At 44.8% G+C, this 21288-nt stretch carries 15 protein-coding genes; 4 read left to right on the top strand and 11 right to left on the bottom strand.

The features are described from left to right. Window positions 1-106 precede the first annotated feature (106 nt). The 5 genes from OH459_RS04305 to chrA all read right to left on the bottom strand — a co-directional run bounded on the left by OH459_RS04305 (window position 107) and on the right by chrA (window position 5238). The gene (locus tag OH459_RS04305) at window positions 107-1495 is read right to left on the bottom strand and encodes a vWA domain-containing protein (protein WP_029790397.1); all 1389 of its coding nucleotides are present in this window, start codon (window positions 1493-1495) and stop codon (window positions 107-109) included. 10 nt (window positions 1496-1505) lie between these two features. Then, on the bottom strand, window positions 1506-2051 hold the full coding sequence (locus tag OH459_RS04300; protein ID WP_269985984.1) for a TadE/TadG family type IV pilus assembly protein: 546 nt from the start codon (window positions 2049-2051) through the stop codon (window positions 1506-1508). A 49-nt stretch (window positions 2052-2100) separates the two neighbouring features. Then, entirely contained in the window at window positions 2101-2556 is a 456-nt protein-coding gene (locus tag OH459_RS04295) for a TadE/TadG family type IV pilus assembly protein (protein ID WP_033001634.1), read from the bottom strand. Window positions 2557-2788: 232 nt separating this feature from the next. Further along, window positions 2789-3889, bottom strand: coding sequence for a phosphatase PAP2 family protein (locus OH459_RS04290; RefSeq protein ID WP_269985982.1), 1101 nt, complete (start codon window positions 3887-3889; stop codon window positions 2789-2791). Between the two features lie 209 nt (window positions 3890-4098). Further along, entirely contained in the window at window positions 4099-5238 is a 1140-nt protein-coding gene (gene chrA, locus OH459_RS04285) for a chromate efflux transporter (protein WP_050908749.1), read from the bottom strand. 112 nt (window positions 5239-5350) lie between these two features. On the opposite strand from chrA, the gene OH459_RS04280 reads away from it, so the two are divergent. Continuing rightward, window positions 5351-6277 carry a LysR family transcriptional regulator gene (locus OH459_RS04280; protein ID WP_269985979.1) on the top strand — a complete coding sequence of 309 codons (927 nt, stop codon included), beginning with the start codon at window positions 5351-5353 and terminating at the stop codon, window positions 6275-6277. Window positions 6278-6377: 100 nt separating this feature from the next. Here OH459_RS04280 and OH459_RS04275 read toward each other — a convergent pair whose 3' ends face one another. From OH459_RS04275 to mrdA, 6 genes are all read right to left on the bottom strand, one after another. Beyond that, window positions 6378-7811 carry an amino acid permease gene (locus OH459_RS04275; RefSeq protein ID WP_005449069.1) on the bottom strand — a complete coding sequence of 478 codons (1434 nt, stop codon included), beginning with the start codon at window positions 7809-7811 and terminating at the stop codon, window positions 6378-6380. Window positions 7812-7900: 89 nt separating this feature from the next. Beyond that, the gene (locus OH459_RS04270; RefSeq protein WP_009698695.1) at window positions 7901-8350 is read right to left on the bottom strand and encodes a beta-galactosidase subunit beta; all 450 of its coding nucleotides are present in this window, start codon (window positions 8348-8350) and stop codon (window positions 7901-7903) included. Between the two features lie 3 nt (window positions 8351-8353). Further along, window positions 8354-11452 (bottom strand): beta-galactosidase subunit alpha, encoded by a 3099-nt coding sequence (gene ebgA / locus OH459_RS04265; RefSeq protein ID WP_269985975.1) that lies wholly within the window; start codon window positions 11450-11452, stop codon window positions 8354-8356. 343 nt (window positions 11453-11795) lie between these two features. Further along, window positions 11796-12782 (bottom strand): transcriptional regulator EbgR, encoded by a 987-nt coding sequence (gene ebgR / locus OH459_RS04260; RefSeq protein ID WP_005449063.1) that lies wholly within the window; start codon window positions 12780-12782, stop codon window positions 11796-11798. Window positions 12783-13016: 234 nt separating this feature from the next. Next, window positions 13017-14909, bottom strand: coding sequence for an enterotoxin (locus OH459_RS04255; protein ID WP_269985972.1), 1893 nt, complete (start codon window positions 14907-14909; stop codon window positions 13017-13019). A 370-nt stretch (window positions 14910-15279) separates the two neighbouring features. Further along, the gene (gene mrdA, locus OH459_RS04250; RefSeq protein ID WP_017817717.1) at window positions 15280-17184 is read right to left on the bottom strand and encodes a penicillin-binding protein 2; all 1905 of its coding nucleotides are present in this window, start codon (window positions 17182-17184) and stop codon (window positions 15280-15282) included. A gap of 456 nt (window positions 17185-17640) precedes the next feature. Between mrdA and galE the strand changes: the two genes are divergently transcribed. The 3 genes from galE to galK all read left to right on the top strand — a co-directional run bounded on the left by galE (window position 17641) and on the right by galK (window position 21287). Then, a complete protein-coding gene (galE, locus tag OH459_RS04245) occupies window positions 17641-18660 on the top strand; it encodes a UDP-glucose 4-epimerase GalE (RefSeq protein WP_269986016.1) in 1020 nt (339 codons plus the stop codon). Window positions 18661-18810: 150 nt separating this feature from the next. Beyond that, the gene (locus tag OH459_RS04240) at window positions 18811-19863 is read left to right on the top strand and encodes a UDP-glucose--hexose-1-phosphate uridylyltransferase (protein WP_269985969.1); all 1053 of its coding nucleotides are present in this window, start codon (window positions 18811-18813) and stop codon (window positions 19861-19863) included. A 263-nt stretch (window positions 19864-20126) separates the two neighbouring features. Further along, window positions 20127-21287 (top strand): galactokinase, encoded by a 1161-nt coding sequence (gene galK / locus OH459_RS04235; protein ID WP_005449057.1) that lies wholly within the window; start codon window positions 20127-20129, stop codon window positions 21285-21287. Window position 21288: the final 1 nt, after the last annotated feature.

Below are 21288 nucleotides of genomic sequence, written 5' to 3'. Positions count from 1 at the left end.
CAACTCATTGGTGAGTTGTTTTTTTATGCTTCCTAGAAGCTATTTGTGCAAAGTCAGTTAGAACGGCAGTTACCTATACATTCATCCGCGCTCGGGTTGTCAGACTCTACAGTGTTAGGCGAATAATGACATCCAGCATCTGGTCGAAACAAGGACCTAATGCTTCCTCATCAACCGCGTGACAGTACACACCTTGCAGTTGTGTTGGCTTAAAGTCGCTAGAAAGGCTTGGGCGACTGAGCATACTCGGATCATTTGCCATACGTAACAATAGGTCTTCCCCTTTCTCCATATCGGGACCAGAAAAACTGGTGAGAGACGAACCTAGACCTAGGGTAAACACGTAGATGTCTTCTTGTCTGGCTTTTTCCGCCATATCTTCGACTAAGTTGCGGGAAATACGATTGACCCGCTGATAAAGTTGAGCCGCAGTATGAGAATTTGGATTGTACTGAGCGACAGGACGTACAGGGTGAGTTGGGTTAAGTACTCTGAACTCCGAGGCATTAACGCTATGGGTATTATAGTAGTCGGGGAAGCGTCTTAATTTATCGTCAATATTCGAGCCATGATAATCACCGTTAGATGCCGTCGTATTCACTCGGTTATGTCGCCAAAGTCCTCTAGGGGTCCCGTTTGACGTACTATCCCCCGAGCGAATAGAGCCTCTATGCCAGCCCGTTTCACCAACAAACCGGAAACGGCTTGAGAACGTGTTTGGTGCCCCATCAGTAAAGAACACTATCACCTTTAAGTTGGCAGGGTTGGAAACATTGCGTATCCCATCAAGAGCGCGATACAGACCTTCAGAGGCATTCGTGTATTGTGGAGAAGAGAAAGAGCCAAACGTAAAACTATCAATGGCACTTATCAAAGCTTGTCGTGAATGCCCTCTGGTGCTGTTAAACGTCACCGGAGTTTCCGCGCCGTATGCGTACTTCACGATAGAAACTCGGTCGAAGTTTTCGTTGAAGTTTTTTACGAACGACTTAGACCGATCAATCACATCTTGAGTTACATCGCCTATCGAACCAGAACGTAGTGAGGTTGTGTTGTCTACAACCAAGACTAAATCAACCGGTCTCCGAATGGTTTGAGCCTCAGCACTCACGTCCCAATTGCTATAACCAAACACACTCAAGAATGGATTCACTAGGCTAGCCGACGCGTTCAGATTGATGGAAACATTGCCAAATGCATCTGTGGAAAAATTAATCTGACCTAATGATGGATTGCTGTCGAGGTAGTTGGTTGGAATGTTGGCAGAGAAATATTTGTTTGCCGCTGCTCTCGCGGCAGATTCCCCATTTGCCACCGCTCGAGCTGCAGCAATACCGGCCGCATCTAAAGCGGCGAAGAGTTTGGCTTTTACTAAATAGGCTCGACCAGAGTCTAGTGCTAGACCGGTAATCATTAAAAAGAAAGGAAGGGCGATGACGGTTAGCCAAATTACTAGCCCTTTAGACTTGCGGTGGTTTTTTGTGACATTCATCATAGCGACTACCTCACAAATAAGTGACTTCACCTATGGTGAAGCTGCTGTCAAAAACAAATGTAGAAACGGGGTCGTAGTCGTAAAAAACTTCAACGACATAAACAATCTCACTATCGTCTAGTGCTATCGGAAAATTTGATAATGCTGGCTTTGGACTTCCAAGGTTGCACTCACCGTTACTCTGCCATGAGCCGCAACTTGACCATACTTGGCTGGCGATTGTAAGACCAGATTGATTCCAACGAATTTGTCGTGAGAGGTAGGGAGATTGGTTTTGTCTCCCAACAACAAGGCTGATGTAGATTGCTCCTTTAGTGGAGAGATCTATCGGTGAGGACGTTGAGGCAACAACATCCATTACCTCTTGTGGGGTTTCCGTACTGCTACGGGAGATCAGACTTGCTCCTTCTCGGCTTACATTAACCACAATACTGTTGGCTTGAAGTAGCTGAGTTAACTCAAATATACCCATCGCAACAATGAGCATCAAAGGTGCAATGATGACCATTTCTATCGATGCGAATCCTTTGGCTTGTTTTTGTCGTGCTTTGAACATGTTCTTATCCTTGTTCATTCTAGAACTGCTGTTTAGCAGAAAAGGCGTGCTAGAATGCCTCGTTTTTCATTGCTGAGCTTACGGTGAACTTGTAATGACCATTTTGGACAAATGGTCGAATGAAAGGGCTGAAGCTTGGCCACTCACAATCCAGATGAATGGAAATGAGCTGTCTTGGTTGTCCAAATCCAGCAACACTGTTTCCATCGATGTCTTCGACGCGAATGTTGCTGGTGTTGGTGACTCGGGATAAAAGACCGTCGGATGCATTATCAATTTTTGCAATAACGGCTGCGCTACGGTCGCTACTGTTATTCGGATCTAAGTCAGTCCGCCCAGTGATCGCATACCGAGCACCTTCTCTAACTGCATGTTGCATTGTCAATTTGACGTAACCAAACACTCCGAAATCGACAATAGTGAAGAAAATGATCATGTAAAAGAAGGCTACTATCGTGAATTCAATTAAAGCGGTGCCGATCTGGCGTATCTTTCTTACCACCATAACTGTGCCCCTTACCCTTAACTTTCCGGTATTACAGCGCCAGATGTAAAAATTTGGCGAAAGGTGAATCAAAATCACCTAAAATCAAATAGATAGTTCTAACGCGATAATAATATTTGTCCCATACTTAGGTATAGCAGTAGATTAATGACTTTTCGAATTTGAATAAGTAGTTTAATCAATGGTTTATTTATTAATGGTCTCAGTATCAAAAGTGAGAATTATTGTATTTTTACATGGGTTGTTTAGTCATTTTTAAATATCTTCCGACTAATTTCCAAAGTAATATGGTTATGATAATACTTACATAACCATCGATAGCATAATGCCATGCAAGGTGTATAGACCCGATTTGAATAATAGCAGTGAATATCCAAGCAAATAGTCCGACTGTTTTTTTTACCTGATATAGTGCTAGGGCGGAAACCGTTGCAATAGAGACATGCATACTTGGCATTGCAGATATTCCAGAACCTACACCACTTTCATTGTTTACATAATCATTCCAAAGCGAATCTTGAGTTCCTAGAGCCCACAGGGGCATGTCGATGTATTTCAATATATAATCATTTTGAGAGTGTAACCTATCCATCAATAAACCATATCGTGCATCATCTAGTAATGCTTCATAGAAGCATGGACCAGCAGAGGAAAGTAAGGTCGCTAATAAAGCGCCAAATATCATCCAGCAAGACAAAAAAGAAAAAATGAACTGGAGCCTAATCTTAGGGTTTGACTGAGAACAGATAAAATAAATAAGAACACCAAGAAAGTAGAAAAACCAAAGGTTATAAAAAATATTAATAATTAGACTCATCCACGGACTACTAAATATAGTATGCGTTATGATCCAAGGGTCTATGCCAAAATGTAATAAACGATCTATATCTGCAAAGAGTTCATCATATTTGAAAGCATGCAGAAAAGGGATAATAGACTTCAAATAAGTGAAAGAAGAGAAAGTTACATGAACAGCAATGATCAAGAAAAGTATATATAATGGTCTATTTATTGGTGTTAACGAACTTTTAGCTTTGTAAAAAAATGCCTTTAACGGGTGAGGCTCTAGCTTGAATAAAAGATAGAAGTAATAATATATTCCCCATGCATTTAAAAAAACAAACATGGAAATACCCAATATTCCCAAATAGGTAAAAAAAGAAAATGTTATTCCACCTGGAGAAAAAAAAGAAATAATATAGGTAATGACTGAAGAGATAATAATAAAGTAATAGATGAGCTTGTCATCTTTAAGATCAGATTGAATCTCTTTCAAGAAACGATGTAATTTTTTAGATAAATTAACCTCAGACTTTACACACTCATTTTCCATATATTATTAACCTAGTATGAAAACGTTGCTATTGAGTATAGTCGTAGTTAGAGGTGGTAATTTGATTAATGAAGATTAAAGTTTGATGAGGAAAATTTAAGTAGTAATGAAAATGGAAGTTTTTAAATAAAATTAATAGGTTATGTTAATGCGGTAATGTCAGAGTAGGGATGAAAAAGCACTGCGAATGCAGTGCTCTGTGCCACTCTCTACATCATGCAGGTCACAATGCCTGCTGCGACAAAGAATACGATCATCCAAAGTACAGATAGATTGAGCTTTTTATGTAGGTAGAAACCGGCAATGACTAATGCGATATCAATCGGAGCAATCACAGCACTAGTGAAGACTGGTTGGTAAAGTGCCGCTAAGAGTAAACCAACTACTGAGGCATTCACGCCATTAATTGCGCCAGATACCGCAGGTTTACCAGCTAGAGCTTGCCAGTTTTTCAGCACGCCAAGTAACAGCAAAAAGCCCGGAAGAAAGACACCCAGTGTTGCAACTAGCGCCCCTAGAATTGGTGTATCCGATAGTTCATAGCCAATGTAAGTTGCGAAGGTAAACATCGGTCCAGGTACAGCTTGCGCTGCTGCGTAGCCCGTTAGGAACGCATCTTGGCTGAGCTGATCGCCAACAATATTTTGCAGCAATGGAAGAACCACGTGACCACCACCAAACACTAAACTGCCGGCTTGGAAGAAGTCGCTAAATAACCCCAGCATCGGTAGAGCGTGAGCCACCAAAGGCAAGCCAACAAGAAGTACGGCAAACAGAGCGAGTGGAGCGATAGTTGGTTTGAACGGCTCTGCTGGTGTGGTCGATTCTTTCTTTAGATATTGAGTACCAATCAAACCTGCCACTACTAAGACCAACATTTGTGTCATGATGCTAGGTGCAACCAATAGCGCTATTGCGGTTGCTACACACAATCCTGCTGTTAGTTTGCTTTGGCAGAAATTTTTGTACATTCCCCATGTCGCATCGGCGACCACCACAACAGCCAGTAACTTCAAGCCGTGTACGATGTTTTGGAACAGTGCCGTATCCGTGATTTGGCTGCTCACCATCGCAAGTGCCAACATGATGATCACCGAAGGCAGCGTGAATCCAAGAAATGCCATACAAGCGCCGCCCAGACCTCCGCGTTTGTAACCTAATGCAAAGCCAACTTGGCTTGACCCCGGTCCCGGTAAAAATTGGCTCAACGCCACGATTTGTGCGTATTCGCTATCATCAATCCACTTGAGTTTTTCTACGAATGTTTGGCGGAAGTAACCGATGTGTGCTGCAGGACCACCGAAACTGATCCAACCAAGCCAAAAAAAGGTTTTAAAAATGGTAAACATATTGAGCCTGTTAAATCTCCAATAACACTCCAGTTACTGTATGAAATGTACTAAGATGACTCAAATTAATAGTTTTAATTTCATCTATGAATGAAATAGGATTGGGTGATGTGTGAAAGATGATATTCAGTGGCGTAACATCGATTTGAATCTGTTGGTGACCTTCTCTTATCTGTATCGCTATCGCAGTGTGAGTTTGGCTGCCGAGAAGAGTTTTGTCAGTCAGTCCGCCATGAGCCACAGCTTATCGCGTTTGCGTGTGCTGTTTGATGACCCTCTGTTTGAGCGTAAAGGACATAAAATGGATCCGACTGAGCACGCACATCATATCGCGCCAACAGTACATAATCTATTGGATTCCATTGCCAAAGACTTGCTGACTAAGTCCGAGTTTCAGCCAGAAAACTACACTGGCGTGTGTCGCATTGGTCTTACCGATTACGCTGAATTCATCTTCGCCCCTCTGCTTTATGATGAAATCCGCAAGCGCGCGCCAGAAGCGCAAATCAGCTTTATCAATGTTAACCGTAGCAACTATGTCGCCATTACTGAACACGACAAGCTCGATGTCATTCTTGGCAGCATGCCCGTACTCGATGACAACTTTGATAGCCAATATCTCTACACTGAAAAGCATGTGTGCCTATGCGATAAGCAGGTTTTAAAGGGTGAGACTGAATTATCGATTGAAGCATTTGCCAATATTGAGCAAGCCTTGGTGAGCCCGGATGGCAGTTTAAGTACACAGGTAGACAAAAAACTCGCGGAACATGGTTTACGCCGCAAGGTAACAGTAGCTTCACGTAACTTCTTGACGATCCGTAATCTGCTTAAACAACGTAATTTGATTGCCATTGTGCCGGAAAAAATGGCATCAGCAGAAGGCTTTTCAGATGGCTTAGTGTCTGTGCTGCCGCCGATTGCGGTTGCCGATTTTGATATTGCTATGCTGTGGCACACAAGTCGTAACAATGAAGACAAAGGGATGTGGCTACGTCAGTTGGTGGCAGATATCGTTACTTCAACGCACTCTCGCTGAACCTAGCATTTCGAGGTTACTTGGGTATAAAAAAGGGCACCGATGGGTGCCCTTGGTCTGACGAATGTGGTCAGGTGCTATCAAGCGTTATGTGTAAGGCTTACATTGCTTGAGTTGCTGGCGCTGCTTCTTTGGCGCGCTCTTCTTGGTCGAGTGATTTTTCGTACTGGCTGTACTTCCACCAAGCAAAGCCAAGGAAAATCACAATGCCACCAACGTTGTAGAAAATAATCGTCATGATGTCTGCGCCAGTTGGGAAGGTTGACGCTAGGAAGCCCACAGTAAAGATAACGATAAGCACAGAAACCGCAGCGATACCTGTCATACGAGAGCCCATTTTGAAATCACGTTCTAGATGGTCCAGTTTTAGGCGTAGGTTTAGGTAAGCCAACATGATAAACAGTGGTGGCAACATTGAAGCCGCTGCCGTCATGTTGATGACCGTGTTCATCAGATCTTGCGCTGTGTTCGAGCCTAAAGTCGGGATGATCATCAGTGGAATAACGATAAGGAATTGGTACCAAGCAGCACGAGCAGGCACGCCGTTTTCATTTAGCTCTACGGTTTTCTTACCAAAGATACCTTCTGGAATTTCAGAGAAGAAGATTTTCACTGGTGTCGCTGTCCACATTAGCAGAGAGCCGAACATTGCAGTAAACGACACTAAGCCTACAAAGCGGTTCATCAATATTTCAGGCAAGCCGAAGTGCGCCGCTAAACCTTCAAATACTTGTACAGAGCCACCCGTGTATTTAAGTGTTTCGCTAGGTACGAATACGTTAATCAGCACTGAAGCGACACAGTAAAGTACGCCGATGAAGATACCTGCAACGATGATCACTTTAACAAAAGACTTTGAGCCGCCTTTCACGTCGTTTACGTAAACCGCTACCGATTCAGCACCGCCTGCTGCCATAAAGATCCAAGTGGTAATGCCTAGGAATGCCCAGCTAAAGTCTGGCACCATGGCTTCTACTGTGATTGGGTCAGCAGGTTGAACGCCACCGACTAATGCAGCGCCAGCAAGCAGGATGTACGACATAGTCAGTAGCAGCATCAAAGAAGAAGTGACTGAGGTAATTGGACCCAACATCTTCGCGCCGTTAGTTGATACGTAAGTTGCGAACGCAAACAGAATCATACTCAGTGCTGTTGTGGTGAGTGGGGTCAGAATGTATTCATAGCCAAGGAACGCGTATGACGCATAAGCAATAACGCGAGGCAGCAATGACGTGAAGAAAAATAGGTTAACAAACCAGTAGGTGTAGGCAGAGATAAACGCCCAACGTCCGCCAAGTGAGCTTTTTACCCATGCATACACACCGGCTTCCGAGTCTTTGTTTAACGATACAAACTCTGCGATGATCAAACAGAAAGGAATAAAGTAAAAAATGGTTGCCAAGAAGAACATTGGCGCTGAAGCAAGACCGATCTCAATGTTGTTATTAATTACGTTGTTGAAGCTAAAGACCGCGGCAAAGGTAAGGGACAACAACCCGAATTTGCCTATCGTATTACGTTTGGATTCAGACATTTTCTATCTCCGATGAATCACGTTGGAATTGTAGGGAGGAAGGGCTTGCATTGCTGTGAGCGCAGCCCTTCTCTTGTTCTTTGCTTTTGTTATTTATTTAAGAAGTAGCCATCTTCGATAGTGACTTTCAGCACGACCTTTCTAACGCGGTTATCACCGTGGAAGCGGTAGGCTTTGGTGTTATCGAAAATTGCTACTTGACCCTCACAAAGCTCACGAGTATCCCCTTGACCGGAAAGGAACTCGCGGTCAGTTTCATCTTGGTAAGCTTGCTCAGGTTGTAGGTTTTTCTTGTCTGCGAACTCCACCGTTTCGCGACCTTCAAGGTAGTAATGCACGTCGAAGTAGCGGCGGTTGCCTTCAAACATTTCAGTTTGTTTTGTGCCGTCTTGAATCATGTAAACCAAGGAGTCTCCGATGGAATACATCACGCCATCTTTAAGGTTTACGGTGTTCTCAATTGCCTCGACACAGCGCTGCCATTTACGCCCATTGCGGTACACGACTTTGAATTGGTCTAAGTTGTCTAACACGATCATGGATTACGCCTCGTTTGCTGTTTGAGTATTGGATTGAGTGAAGAACGCATTGTCGAAATCATGGTTTGCCATGGCTTGTGCACTGCAATCGCCAACTTGAAGCGGCATCAGCGTTAAGCCATAACGGAATTCATCCATGTATACACGGTATGAGTCGAGCACTTCGCTTCCCCACGAGTTTGAACCCAGTCCCATCACTTGATGGTCAAGGTTGAGCGTGATGTAGCCGCTCTTTTCTAGCTCAATGGTGTGTTGCGCTTCGTGCAGGTTTTGGTTGGTGTAGAACCACGCGCTGAAGTTGATTTCTTGTTGTGGTTTCACCAACAACCCCGTGCCGTGACGATTCGTTAGTGATGCCCAACGAACGTGTTGGCGGTTACCGTTGTTTTGTGGGAACGGGTAGTTCTCAAACATGTCGGCTACCGTGCTGTGGTAAACATCAATCAAGTTGGCTTGGCGGCTGTCTTGGTAGTTTTCTTCAGGACCGCGACCGTAGTAACTGACTTGGTCAAAGCTGCCGTTGATGCCCAAATCCAAACCAATCACAGGGATAACATGCGAGTAATCGCCGTAGCGCTCGCCACTCAGTTCCACATTCAAATGCCCTTGTGCGTTGATTTGGTAGCGGTAGGTACAGCGCATGCCAAAATCGAACACCGGCGGTGCAATGATGCTGGTGGTCGTGATCGAAACCGAATCATCGGTTGCTTCGACTTGCAGCGTGCGGAAGTGCTCTTGCATGATTTGCAAGTGTGCTGGGTGCCACAAACCTTCGTACTCTTGTTTGTGGTTATCAATCATTGGCTTGAAGAAGTTCAGTCTAGGCTCAGATTGAATCAGCTCTTCACCATTGACGAGCCAAGAGGTCAGCTTGCCGTTGACTTTAGAGAAAATCAGCGTGAAGTTGTGGCCTTCAATCACGTGTTCCAAGCGGCTTTCTGTTGTTACTAACGCTTGCGCATTGTGGTTAACAAACTCGGCTTCACTTGCTGTGTTTTCTTTTAGCTGGAACTGGTAGGTCGCGATGTCGTGGTTTGCTTCGCTGTACAGAGTTCGACTGTCTTTGCGCACGGTGAAGTTAATAAAGGCTTCACGCTCGTCCAGTTCAGGCAAATTAATCGTGATTTCACGTGCGCTGTTCGCTGCAAGCTCTTCGACCTTAAACTGCACACTGCGCAGCGTTTCACCTTCCGCTCGGATATCCGCAGTGATGGTGTAATCATTCAGGTTGGTGAACCACAATTTGTTCTCTAGGGTAAAGCGGTCTTTTGTGCCTTCCACCGCGTGAATTTTCACTGGTGCGATAACTTGTTTGTATTCTTTTAAGCCTGGTCCCGGCGTTTGATCTGGGTAAATCAAACCATCCATACAGAAGTTGTAGTTGTTTGGATAATCGCCGTAGTCGCCGCCGTACTTGTAGAACTCTTGACCATTTTCATCGTGCGCTAATACGCCATGGTCACACCATTCCCAAACGTAGTGACCTTGAATGTGGTCATGCTTGTAGAACACGTTTTGGTATTCCGTCAGACCGCCAGGTCCGTTACCCATCGCGTGTGCGTATTCGCAGATGATGCGAGGCTTGTCGTGCGGGTGTTCACCAAAGTGGTTCATGAGCTGAGCACGTGAGTACATGGTTGAAATGACGTCAACCACTTCTGCATCGCGGTCCTCTTCGTAGTGCACTAAGCGAGTGTCATCAATCGCCTTAGTTGCGCTGTACATAGCGCGGATATTGCAGCCGTAACCAGACTCATTGCCCAGTGACCACATGATGATCGAAGGGTGGTTCTTTTGAGCATGAACATGGCGCTCTGCGCGATCGACAAACACACTTTCCCATGCAGGGTCATTGGTGATGCGGCTGAGATCGCCAACGTTAGCGAAGCCGTGGGTTTCTACGTCGGTTTCTGCCATTACGAACAAGCCGTAAATGTCACACAGCTCGTAGAAGCGTGGGTCGTTAGGGTAGTGCGCGGTGCGAACTGAGTTGATGTTGTGTTGTTTCATCAAGATCAGGTCTTTCTCGATGCGATCCATGCCAACAGCGCGACCTTTTAGGTGGTCATTATCATGACGGTTTACACCGTGTAGCATTACGTATTGGTTGTTGATGTAGAACAGGCCGTCACGCACTTTAATGTCTCGGAAGCCAACACGTTGCGGAATCACTTCGACAATATTGCCTTGTGCGTCTTTTAGCGTAATGAACAGTTGGTAAAGGTATGGATTTTCCGCTGTCCAATGGATTGGGTTCACCACATCAATGGCAAAGCTTGTTTGGCTGTTGTCTTGGATAGTCAGTGAATCACATTGACCGCTTACAACCACAGTGCTTTTATCTTGAAGGGCATATTCCAGCGTGTAACCAGACGCAACCGTAGTCGATAGGTTTTCTAGTTCAACTTGGCAGCTTAAGGTAGCACTTTGGTAATCGTCGGCGAAATCAGTACGAACAGTCAGATCTTGGACGTGAACGTGCTCTTTTCCGACAAGGTACACATCGCGGAAGATACCCGCCGTCCACCACATGTCTTGGTCTTCAATGTAAGTCGAATCTGCCCACTGCATCACACGTACAGACAGTAAATTTTCACCTTGTTGTACATAAGAAGAGATGTCGAACTCTGCGGTCAATCGACTGCCTTTGCTAAAGCCAACGTAATGACCGTTTACGTAAACTTCGAAGTAGGTTTCAACGCCATCAAATTTGATGATGGTTTGTTTGTCGTTCCAGTTTTCACCCAGAGTGAACGTGCGTTGGTAAGCACCTGTCGGGTTATCTGTCGGAACAAAAGGCACATCGATAGGGAATGGGAAGCCTTCATCTGTGTATTGAAGGTCGCCATGACCTTCCATTTGCCACATGTTTGGAACGGTAATTTGTCCCCATTCTTCCATTTTTTGCGAGTAAAACTCTTCTGGCACCAAGAGAGGATTGGTGAAGTAGTTGAATGTCCATTGACCACTTAGCAGTTTGAAGCGGCTGCTCAGTTCTCGTTGGAATGTTTGTGCGTTTTTAATTGAATCGTAAGAGAAGAAGTAAGCACGTGGTGCCATACGATTCTCATGCAGGTGAAGGAAGTTTTCCCAATTGTTCACGTTTGTTCTCCCCTCGGCTTAGTTTGGTAGCAGGCAAAGGAGGAGTCCAATACTTGAAGCTATCCAAAAGAAATGCAGCCGATGTCATTTGAAAAAGAGTGATGAATTATCTGGGAAAAGATATTAGTAAAAGTTTTACTAAAATAAATTAGTGAAAACGTTTAACTTTAACTTGGTCACGTTTTATTGGACGATCATTGAACAAGATGTGATCAGGATAAAGGAATGGCATCCCAAGCCGATTTCTTAGGTAAAGTGGATAAAAAATAGCTAGATTTAAAGAGGGGATAATAAAAAAGCACTGAATATTCAGTGCTTTATAAATTTGATAATGTGAAGGGAATTACTGAGTGGTGCCGCGGAGTTTTAATTTGCTCGGCACATGCACTTGTAGAGGCAGTGCGCGACCGTCGCGGTATTTTTCTACTAATAAATTTACCCCTTGAATACCCATCATCTCAGAATGAATGCGCACAGTTGAGAGTGGTGGGAAGGTAAATCGGGCGGTTGGAATGTCATTGACGCTGATTAGGGCAATGTCTTGTGGAATGTTCAAACCGAATTCATGAATCGCGCGTAAAACACCAATTGCAATTGAATCTGAAGCGATAAAGAGCGCTTTAGGAAAATCGCCTTTTGCTAACATGGCTTTTGCTAAATCGTAACCAGATAAGCTAGAGAAGTCGCCGCGATAAATATCGTCTTCTGACACCACGCCTTTCAAGCTGCCGTATTCTACAAATGCATTTTCACGAATGTCTGCAGTGTTTGGTTCATCTTGACCACCAATAAAACCAATCCGTTCGTAGCCTTGTTCAACAAAGAAGTCGACCACTTGTTTACTGATTCGCGCAAGATCGATATCAACACAGTCGTATGTGCTATCGCTGTCAGAGAAGTCGATGTAGCAAATGCTGTCAGTAAGACGTTTAGGCAATTTACGAATCACGGCGCTGTCAGTTTTACCGACCAGAAGGATTCCGGTGATCTTTTGCGTTTCTACATCGATGATGCTGTCGTAGCAATTGGTTAGCGTAATGCCCAATTTGTCACACTGGGTTTCAATCCCGTGACGAATCGACAAGTAATAAGGGTCATTCACCTCGGCTTCTTGCTTGTAGTTATACAAGGCTAAGAAGTGGTGTTTTTGTCTTGCCTCTTTGGTGGCTTTTTTGGAACTGCTGGTGCGGTATTCCAGCTTTTCTGCGATTTCTAAGATGCGGTGTTTGGTTTCTTCTTTTACGCTCAAAGTCGGATCATCATTTAACACGCGCGATACGGTCGCGAGTGAGACGCCAGCTTCAGTAGCGATATCTTTTAGTGTTGCCATGTGCACTTCCCGTAGGCAAAGCTCACTGTCCCAGTGAGAAAAGCAATAATCCCACCATTGTAAACAGCTACTTATGGATGCACAAACTTTTAGTAAAACTGTGCGATCGGGGAAGTGAAGTTATCTGCCGGAAGAATACGTTAAGCACTCGTTGCTCTATCGTATTTGATGGTATTAAGGTCTGAGAAAAAGCGAACAAAGGCACCATAACAGTGCCTTTTCTTTGGTTACTGGTTATTTATTCGCGTTGATGACTAAAGTTTGTAGTGGCTGCAGGGTTATAACTACTGGGTCGGTGTAGTGAGATGGAATTGTGTTGTTTTCACCGTAAGCCATTTTTAGCTTGAACTGCCCATTTGCGCCTGTAGGCAATTCAAAATCACGATTGAGATCCAAGTAATATTTTTGTGGTTTATCCGATGGGTTACGCAACGAAATTACGGCTTTGTTTTCATTCCATGACGCAAAACCATACACCGCTAAGTTAGTTGGATTGCCACCAATCCAATGTGAATCCACTAAAACATCGGCGTTCTCTCTTGCCCATTTAGCTGCTTTTGCAAGAGTGTCCCATTTAGTTGAATTGAGCATATCTGGCGTAATATACATTTCTTGTAGTTGTGTGCCAGTTGCAAAATATGACCATACTTGATCGGCAAAATCTTGATCGGATTGTACTTTCTCAAGTCCATAATAAGCGTTTTTGGCGCTGACAATACCGTGAAGCATTATCGAACTCATCGGGAATAATGGACCTTTACGGACAATCGAACGATATGTTTCAGCGTCTCGGTAAGTGACCCACTGTTGTGTTGGAGAGCCATCACCATAAAGGTTGATATCATCACCTTGGCGCCAAATGGAGTCAGCGAAGAATAACCATGATGGGCTTGCGTTGGTCCCGGTCGTTAGGTTGATAAATACCTTATCGTTGGCCTTGTGCATGTTTTCGATCAACTGAACTGACGCATCAAAATCGGAAGCAAATTGACTGCCTTTTAAGTGAGATGTTGCGTTGCCCATTCCATCAAGTTTAAACGATGAAATATGTTCGTTTTTAATCAGATTGGTGATTTTGTCATTGAAGTTTTTGAAGTACACCGGACCTGAGAGAGCAAACTTGCCATCCACCGTTTCGAAACCATTATCCTTTGCATGTGAAACGCGAATGTCACGTGGCTTGTTATAGCCTCCCCAAGGGGAAAGCCACAAACCTACACTAGTATTCATTGAATCGGCTAGCTCTTTTACGCTCCCAAACCCATCAGCAAATGCTGAGCCAAAATCCCAGTTTCCTGTTAAGTCATCCCAGCCGTCATCAAGTAAGAACCCATCAAGAACTACGCCGCGTTTTTCCACCAACTCATGATAAATCTCTTTCATTCGTCCTTTAATGTCACTTTCTGTATAAGGAGTGAAAAAGCCAATATCCATCCATGAATTGTAATGTAAATATGGTTTGTAGGGACGTGGTCGCATTGCTTCAATGAACTTGTTGAAGTCGCGTCTTAATTGACTGACTTCGCTAAACGTACCGATATAAGTTGTATATTTTAATGGGGCGTTTGTGCTTATTGGAGTGACAATATCAATATTGAGGTTGGTTTTCGTTTCGTAAGCATAGGTATTTACAATCGGTTTACACGGCAGCATGAAGAACGTATCCGCGATAATTGGTGAGCTGTTAATGCTACCGTCAACATAAGGCGCTTGCGCTTGTTTTTTGGTTGGCAAGAAAGTGATTTTTTTGATCTTGCGATCGTTACCAACAGCTTTGATTTTGTAATCAACACTCACATATCGTTGTTTGATTACGTTCAAAGTGACATCCACTTCAAAATCATTGCGAACAAAAGTGAGATTGATGCTGTCACCATCTTTCTTGTACTTTTCCAACTTAAAATCTTTGGTATGAAGTGTTGTTTCATTCGGTAGAGTAATGAAGAAAAGTTCAGTTGGGGTGATTTGTTCATCCGTATTATTGTTGATCAATGACACGACACCTGAGTTATTATCAAATGTTATTGCCATTGCATCATTGGCTATTTCCATTGAGTACGCATTCCCTATGTAAGCTGCCGAGACTATAACCGCCAACCCACTAGCTTTCAAAGTCTTGTAGTTCATTGATTTTCCCTTACTGATTATTTATTGCTCTTACATTTGAAATCACCATCCCTGTTTTCGTTGAGCTTGCTGTCACAAATCTTCTGCTTTTCCAATTTGCGCAAATTGTCTTTCGGTTTAAAAAGAGTGAAATCCAAAAACTTTATTTTCTTAGTGATGAGGGGGGAACTATTGATGATTTCGTTTTAGCAAACGAAAGGGGGGTTATTGATAGTGATGTTCTTCTCGTTGTTATTCGCTTCTGATTTATCTCACATTTTTTGTATTTTATAGAATTTGGGTGGGTGGGGTTGTGCTGGAAAACAAACAAAAGCCCAAGTGGCTAGGACATCCACTCAGGCTTTGTTTATTGGGTGTTGTTCTGGCGTATTTAAGACTTCACCTTATTGCTGTCGTCTTTGTCGTGATGGACAAGCAAGTGATCAAACACATTTCGAATGAACGGCGCGCCCACTTTAGAGCCACCATTACCGTGCTCGATAACCACGGTCGCCACGTACTTGGGTTTATCGTATGGTGCAAACGCGGTAAACAATGCGTGGTCGAGTAGGTGGTTTGCGAGTTTTTTGGAGTTGTAGACTTCGTCTTTGCGCAGACCAAATACCTGCGCAGTCCCTGATTTACCGCCACTGCTGTACTCTGCGCCTCTAAATGCACGGCGACCAGAACCATGAGCCCCATTATTTACCAAGCGCATGGCGTTGATTGGAATATCCCAGAACTTCTCTGGTACTCCTTCGATAGAAGGCAGCGCTTTTGGTTTAACATCGACTTGGTTTTCGAAATCTTCCCCATGTTCAATCACGGCTTTGAGAAGGTGTGGCGCTTTCATTTCGCCATGATTAATGAGGAATGATGTTGCTTTGGCTATCTGCATTGGTGTTGCTGTCCAATAACCTTGCCCAATACCGATAGGCACCGTATCACCTTGATACCAAGGGGTGCGATGACGTGCGATTTTCCATTCTCGTGTCGGCATGTTTGCGCTGCTTTCTTCGTAAATATCGATGCCCGTTGGCAAGCCAAAGCCAAATTTATTCATCCATTTCGAAATGCGGTCAATCCCAAGGTCAAATGCGGTCTGATAAAAGAAGGAATCAACCGATTCTTCAATTGCCTTGGTGACATCCACGTTGCCGTGACCCCAACGTTTCCAATCTCGCCATGCTTTTGAATTTGGTTTAGAGCCAGGAATACGCCAGAGACCGTGATCGTTGCGCACGGTACTTGGTGTGATAACGTGTTCTTCAAGCCCAGCGACGGCCATAAAAGGTTTTACCGTAGAAGCAGGAGGGTAAACGCCAAGCGTTGTACGGTTCACAAGTGGGTGAGCTGGATCATTGAGTAAGGCACGGTAGGCTTTGCTAGATATGCCGTTAACAAAAGGGTTTGGGTCATAACTCGGACTTGATGCCATAGCTAATACGCTATTGTCGCGTGGATCGAGCACGACTGCGCTGCCTTGGCGATGGTTGAGTTGTTTGTAGACATACTCTTGTAGCTCAATATCCAGATTCAATACGATGTCTTTTCCGGGAACTGGCGGCACATATTTGATCGTACGAATCACGCGACCGCGACTGTTTACCTCTACTTCCTCGTAGCCTTTGGTGCCGTGGAGGATGTCTTCGTAATAACGTTCAACACCTAACTTGCCGATGTTTTGCGTTGCCTGATAATTCTGTGCTTTGCCTTCTTCATCCAGTCGACGCAAGTCTCGATCGTTGATGTGAGAAACGTAACCCAAAACATGGGTCAGTTCTTCGCCGTAAGGGTAGTAACGTTTGAGATCTGCGGTAACAAAGACGCCGTTAAACTCGTGCTGATGAACAGAAAAGCGCGCCACTTGCTTGTCATTCAGTTCGTTCATGATCGTGACAGAACGAAAGCGGCGAGTGTGCTTGTAACGCTTTTTAAAGGATTCGACTTGATCTGGGGTGATATCAATATAGTGACGCAGTTTTTCAATTAATGCATCTGGATCGCCCGCCTGTTCTGGGATCATATCTAAGTTATAAACAGGACGGTTCTCAGCCAACAAAACGCCATTTCGGTCATATATAAGACCACGGGTAGGGGCTATTGGCAGGATCTTGATTCGGTTGTCGTTCGAGCGAGTTTGGTAATCTTTGAAGTGATTAACCTGCAAGTTATAAAGGTTAGCAACCAGTCCTCCCAACAAAATAACCATGCCGATAAAAGCAACGATGGCGCGGTTTTTAAACAATCTTACTTCCTGATTGTGGTCTCGGAATTCGTTTCGCTTGCGTAGCATGGATGCCCTTTAGGTTTGGTCTTTGTGCTCAATGTGCCCCAATAAAAGAAAAGACATGGATTTTAGTCTTGTTACAAATGGTTACATTTGGGGCGGAGCTACTGTAACGAGCTTTGCTCCTTGTTTTGTAAGAGCAATGTCAGGGTTCTAAAGCGAAGCCTGATCTTTCTTGCGTTGCGCGTCACCTTTTAATGTTGCCGTGAAGATGTAAACGTTTATACATTTTGTCTAGGATTTTTTTGTTTTGATTCCTTAAATGAATAAATTTGCTTTAATCTTATTAAGTTTTATGTGTTGTGTAATTTTGTGGAAACGTTTACACAAGTTTGAGTTTGATCACGGATCTGGATCGGTTTTGGTTGGTAGACTTTTAACCAGTTAAGCGATCAGCGAATTTGCTTGGTTAATAGGCTCAAATCGTTACCAAGCATGAGCAGCAACAATGGGGAAGCAAAAGTGAAAGTTCTTATCACAGGCGGTATGGGGTACATCGGTAGCCACACATGCGTACAGATGATTGAAGCAGGTATGGAGCCAATCATTGTCGATAACTTGTGTAACGCCAAAGTAGAAGTGCTTAGTCGTATTGAAGCGCTGACAGGTAAACAACCCGTCTTCCATCAAGGTGATATTCGTGATGAAGCCTTTTTAGACTCGGTTTTTGCTGAGCATGATATCCAAGCCGTGATTCATTTCGCTGGTCTAAAAGCCGTTGGAGAATCCGTTGCGAAGCCGTTGGAGTACTACGATAACAACGTGAATGGCTCGCTCGTTTTGGCACGCAGTATGCGCAAAGCTGGGGTGAAAAGCATTGTCTTCAGTTCATCCGCGACGGTGTACGGCGACCCTGACATTGTACCTATTACTGAAGACTCGCCAACGGGCGCAACCACCAACCCATACGGTCGTAGCAAGTACATGGTGGAAGAGTGCTTAAGTGATCTGTTCAACGCAGAAAACGATTGGAGCATTACTTTACTGCGCTATTTCAACCCAGTGGGTGCACATCCATCCGGCACCATGGGTGAGGACCCTCAAGGTATTCCAAACAACCTCATGCCGTTCATTGCACAAGTCGCAGTCGGTCGCCGTGAAAAACTGTCGGTATTCGGCAATGACTACCCAACACCAGATGGCACGGGCGTTCGTGATTACATCCACGTGATGGACTTAGCGGACGGTCATATCGCAGCGCTGAAATCGGTCGGTGATAAAGCCGGTTTGCACATTTACAACTTAGGTACGGGAAAAGGCTCTAGCGTGCTTGATATGGTGGAAGCGTTCGCGTTGGCTTGCGGTAAGCCAGTGCCTTACGAGCTGTGTCCTCGCCGTCCTGGTGACATTGCAGAATGTTGGGCAAGTACTGAAAAAGCAGAGCGAGCTCTTGGCTGGAAAGCGACTCGCAGCGTTACTGAAATGACGGCGGACACGTGGAAATGGCAGTCAAATAACCCGCAAGGCTATTCCCCTGCGTAATTGATGCTGCAGCGTTGTCGCCTGCACTTTCCAATTCCAATCACATAGAAAACCTATGCTCATGGATATTGGAAAGCTTACCGCCTAGCAGCAACTCCAATTTCATTGGGGAATGCAGATGAAAGAAATTTTAAAAGTTGAGTAAGTAAGATGTCGAATGTTGAATTTAACCCAGTGGATCACCCACATCGTCGCTACAACCCACTAACGGGTCAGTGGATTTTAGTGTCACCGCATCGTGCAAAACGCCCTTGGAGTGGTGCCGATGAGAAACCGTCTATCGATCAACTGCCTAGTTACGATGAGAAGTGTTTCCTATGTCCTACGAACGAGCGCATTTCTGGAGATGTAAACCCAGATTACCAAGGCACCTACGTGTTTAAGAATGACTTTGCTGCGTTGATGGTGGATTCTCCAGATGCACCTGAGTCAGACAGCCCTTTGTTCAAGACTCAAGGCGTACGCGGGTTGAGCCGAGTGATTTGCTTCTCTCCCGATCACAGCAAAACGCTACCGGAACTACCAGTCGACAAAATTCGTGGCGTGATTGACACCTGGAATGAGCAAATCGAAGAGCTTGGCAAAGACTACGTGTGGGTGCAAGCATTTGAGAACAAAGGCGAAGCGATGGGATGTTCTCAACCTCATCCACACGGTCAAATCTGGGCGAATAGCTTCTTACCAAATGAAATTGAGCGTAAAGAGCACAACTTAAAAGCGTACTACCAAGAACATGGCAGTAACTTGCTGGTGGATTACGCGCAAGCTGAACTCAAAGATGGCTCACGTACTGTGGTTGAGACTGAGCACTGGATTGCTGTTGTCCCTTACTGGGCTGCGTGGCCATTCGAAACCATGCTACTTCCTAAAACGCACATTCGTCGAATGAGTGAGCTAACCGGTGAGCAACGTGATGACCTTGCGGTTGCAATCAAAAAGCTAACCAGCCGTTACGACAACCTATTCCAATGCTCTTTCCCTTACTCAATGGGTTGGCATTACGCGCCATTCTTTGAAGAAGGTACTGATATCGATCATTGGCAACTGCATGCCTTGTTCTACCCGCCGCTACTGCGTAGCGCAACAGTGCGTAAGTTCATGGTGGGTTATGAAATGTTGGCAGAAAACCAACGCGACTTAACCGCAGAGCAAGCAGCACAGCGCCTACGTGACCTAAGCGATGTGCATTACAAAGAACAGTAACTAGGGTCTGTTGATCTTTCGCGGTTAAATTTTGTTCGAAAGGTCAACAGACCTTAAAGATAAATACGAAAGATGTCATTCCGTACAGCGAGGAACGAGCGTGATACGGAATCTACCATCAGAGTGCGCTGAACGTAGATTCCGGATGCTCGCTAGGGCTCGCCCGGAATGACAAATGTTAGACAATCAAATATGTCGTTTCTGATTGCGAGATATGAAAGCTGTCGAGAATTCACACAAAAATTTTATGCTGAGATTTTACTATGTCTGATTTAATCCAAAACGTTAAAACCTCTTTTGAACAAGTGCTGGGTTACGCTCCAAGCCACATTATTCAAGCACCTGGTCGTGTCAACCTGATTGGTGAACACACTGATTACAACGATGGTTTTGTATTGCCATGTGCGATCAACTACCAAACGGTTGTGGCAGCAGCAAAACGTGAAGACAACCTAGTGCGCGTGGTATCTGTGGACTACGGCAACGCAGTTGATGAGTTCGATATCACTCAAGAGATTACTTTCCAACAAGACAAAATGTGGGCCAACTACATTCGCGGTGTGGTGAAGTTTCTTCTCGCACGCGGTTACCAATTGTCTGGTGCGGATATCTCCGTGAGCGGCAATGTGCCTCAAGGGGCGGGCTTGAGCTCATCGGCAGCATTGGAAGTGGTGATTGGTCAAACGTTTAAAGTGCTGTTCAATCTAGAAATCAGCCAAGCGGAAATTGCACTGAACGGTCAGCAAGCCGAGAACGAATTTGTCGGCTGTAACTGCGGCATCATGGACCAAATGATTTCGGCAGAAGGTCGTGAAAATCACGCGATGTTATTGGACTGCCGTAGCCTAGAAACCGAAGCAGTATCGATGCCAGAAGACATGGCTGTGGTGATCATCAACTCGAACAAAAAACGTGGCTTGGTAGACAGCGAATACAACACTCGTCGTGAGCAATGTGAAGAAGCGGCGCGCATCTTCGGCGTAAAAGCACTCCGTGATGTGAGCATTGAGCAGTTTAACCAGAAAGTGTCTGAGCTGGATGAAATGGTGGCAAAACGTGCTCGCCACGTGATCACAGAAAACGATCGCACGGTCGAAGCCGCACAAGCTCTTCGCGCACACGACATGAAGCGCATGGGTGAGTTGATGGCAGAGTCTCATGCTTCAATGCGTGATGATTTCGAAATCACAGTAAAAGAAATCGATACTTTGGTTGAGATGGTGAAAGAGGTCATCGGTGAGCAAGGCGGTGTGCGCATGACTGGCGGCGGCTTTGGCGGTTGTATTGTCGCTCTTGTACCGCCTGCATTAGTAGATGACGTGAAAGCAACCGTTGAAGCTAAATACCAAGCAGCAACGGGGTTGAAAGAATCTATCTACGTGTGCCAAGCGAAAAATGGCGCTAGCTTAGTCGAAGTGCTTTAAG

Origin of the sequence: Vibrio sp. MM46 (genome assembly GCF_027587135.1) — a bacterium.
GTDB lineage: Bacteria > Pseudomonadota > Gammaproteobacteria > Enterobacterales > Vibrionaceae > Vibrio > Vibrio harveyi.
This window is presented reverse-complemented; position numbering and strand designations above follow the sequence as displayed.

Coding starts and splice junctions, on each gene's coding strand:
- OH459_RS04305 (WP_029790397.1), bottom strand. CDS start 1,495: ATGATGAATGTCACAAAAAACCACCGCAAGTCTAAAGGGCTAGTAATT.
- OH459_RS04300 (WP_269985984.1), bottom strand. CDS start 2,051: ATGTTCAAAGCACGACAAAAACAAGCCAAAGGATTCGCATCGATAGAA.
- OH459_RS04295 (WP_033001634.1), bottom strand. CDS start 2,556: ATGGTGGTAAGAAAGATACGCCAGATCGGCACCGCTTTAATTGAATTC.
- OH459_RS04290 (WP_269985982.1), bottom strand. CDS start 3,889: ATGGAAAATGAGTGTGTAAAGTCTGAGGTTAATTTATCTAAAAAATTA.
- chrA (WP_050908749.1), bottom strand. CDS start 5,238: ATGTTTACCATTTTTAAAACCTTTTTTTGGCTTGGTTGGATCAGTTTC.
- OH459_RS04275 (WP_005449069.1), bottom strand. CDS start 7,811: ATGTCTGAATCCAAACGTAATACGATAGGCAAATTCGGGTTGTTGTCC.
- OH459_RS04270 (WP_009698695.1), bottom strand. CDS start 8,350: ATGATCGTGTTAGACAACTTAGACCAATTCAAAGTCGTGTACCGCAAT.
- ebgR (WP_005449063.1), bottom strand. CDS start 12,782: ATGGCAACACTAAAAGATATCGCTACTGAAGCTGGCGTCTCACTCGCG.
- OH459_RS04255 (WP_269985972.1), bottom strand. CDS start 14,909: ATGAACTACAAGACTTTGAAAGCTAGTGGGTTGGCGGTTATAGTCTCG.
- mrdA (WP_017817717.1), bottom strand. CDS start 17,184: ATGCTACGCAAGCGAAACGAATTCCGAGACCACAATCAGGAAGTAAGA.
- OH459_RS04240 (WP_269985969.1), top strand. CDS start 18,811: ATGTCGAATGTTGAATTTAACCCAGTGGATCACCCACATCGTCGCTAC.
- galK (WP_005449057.1), top strand. CDS start 20,127: ATGTCTGATTTAATCCAAAACGTTAAAACCTCTTTTGAACAAGTGCTG.